The following is a 1,756-nucleotide window of genomic DNA, read 5'->3' as shown; positions in this document are numbered from 1 at the left end:
GTTACCAGCTAAAGCAGATCGGCAGCCTGTCTAGCTTCTACTCTGTCCGCCTCTATGAGTTGATGAGTCAATTCATCAAACTCAAACAGCGGGAATGCACGCTCGCCCAGCTGCGCGAAATGCTCGACCTGGGGGAAAAATATCCTAACGTCAAAGATCTGCGTAGGTGGGTCATTGACCCAGCCCTAGCTGAACTGAATAAAAATACTGATTTGACTGTTACGGCAGAGCCTCGCCGGCAGGGTCGAAAAATCATTGGTTTCTCGTTTACGATCACAAAAAGTGACCAGATGACACTGAAGCTTTAATGAGTTTTTCAGGCATAGCCGGAATCCTTCCCCTTTTAGGCAAAATACCTTTCCATGGATTAAGCTTCCTGCCTCTTTGGCACACTTTGGCACAGTCATAATCCATGGCATGGCACACCCTCAACGAAGCCGTAAAACTAACCGGAAGAAGTCGACGCTCAATCTATAGAGATATGGATAGAGGCCTTGTTTCATATGGACTTGACCCTTCCGGATGTCGCCAATTTGAGACCTCGGAACTGATGCGCGCTTACGGTGCCCTGGTTCCTGTGGCACAGCTTGTCACACCTGATGTGGCACACATTGGCACAGATCAACCGTGGGACCAGGTATTGGCTGAACTCCAGGCACTTCGCAAGGAAGTCCAGGAGCTGCGCGCCACCGTTCTGCTCATCGAGCACAAACCAGAACACCCCAAACCCTCAACTCCTGAAAAACCTCAAGAACCCGCCACCTGGGCCAGTTTGTTCAGCGCTCTGGACGAATGAGCCAAAAGTTTCCGAATCGGAAACTCATCCATCAAAGGGGGAAGGATTCCGGCTAGGGATAAAGCCGTTCTAGAGACCAAGAATCGTATAGACGTTATGCCTTTCCTTCGATTCATCACTATGCGCAATGCGAATCAAGGTATGGCTATAAAGAACGTCGAGGGCAGGCCTGATTTTGCTTCGCTGACATCCCACATAATCCCTGATTTTTTCATAACCAATGGCCACCGAATCACTTTCGTTTGGGCGGATGGACACTAGAACCAAATAGATTTTTAGGGCCGTTAGGTACACCTCTCCACGGTTAGAGATTTCCGGCAAATGCTTTCTTACGCGATCAAACGGGATTTTTGCCCAGTACGAATCTCCCGTCTTTTCAGTGAGTTCATACACATGGACATGATTGGTTTTGTCGACCAGGACGATGCCCGCCTCCACCAGCCTGCCCAAACCTCTTATGACCATAGGTCTTGAAAGGCCTGTCAGCTTTTCCAGATCGGACAACGACAATTTAGCCTGACGCGTCCAAAAATCTATCGAGCTCGATAGGGCGATGAGGCATTTCAAGGCTGCAATCCCACAGCCAGATGATTTGCCTCCTATGAACTTGGACAGATTTTGCTCTGGGTCCCTAACCCACCAAGTAGGGCACTTACTGAACTTCCTTGCCATTAATCTTTTCCTTTAGAAACTGCCTTACAAACCTGCCTAACACACTCAGCAACCACCAAAAGGGCAACCACTGAAACCGTCGTTACCAGCACCAAAGGACTGGCACCAGAAACAATCGAGAAAAAAGCACTGACTGTGTCCATTGAGAAACCTCGCATTAACCGTGAAACGAAGCTTAGTGCTCAGTTTTACGTCTATCTAGATACAGTGATAGAAAAAAATGCGACAAAAATTCAAAAAAACACTTATAAATCAGTATCTTAACGTGTTTTTAAATTGGTAATTGTT

3 protein-coding genes are annotated in these 1,756 nt (G+C 47.5%); 2 read left to right on the top strand and 1 reads right to left on the bottom strand.

What is annotated here, in order from left to right:
* Together BFQ03_RS30890 and BFQ03_RS30080 are read left to right on the top strand one after the other, a co-directional pair.
* Positions 1-308: replication initiation protein (locus BFQ03_RS30890; protein WP_239695285.1), on the top strand; the 308-nt coding region annotated here is incomplete at its 5' end.
* Positions 309-412: 104 nt separating this feature from the next.
* On the top strand, positions 413-796 hold the full coding sequence (locus tag BFQ03_RS30080) for a P-loop NTPase family protein (protein WP_139115741.1): 384 nt from the start codon (positions 413-415) through the stop codon (positions 794-796).
* A gap of 69 nt (positions 797-865) precedes the next feature.
* Here BFQ03_RS30080 and BFQ03_RS26310 read toward each other — a convergent pair whose 3' ends face one another.
* Positions 866-1,363, bottom strand: coding sequence for a helix-turn-helix domain-containing protein (locus tag BFQ03_RS26310; protein WP_065944339.1), 498 nt, complete (start codon positions 1,361-1,363; stop codon positions 866-868).
* Positions 1,364-1,756: the final 393 nt, after the last annotated feature.

This window comes from Pseudomonas sp. 25 R 14, from assembly GCF_900004755.1.
Taxonomy (GTDB): domain Bacteria; phylum Pseudomonadota; class Gammaproteobacteria; order Pseudomonadales; family Pseudomonadaceae; genus Aquipseudomonas; species Aquipseudomonas brenneri.
The sequence above is the reverse complement of the archived record's forward strand: the minus strand, read 5'-3'. Positions and strand labels throughout refer to the sequence as shown.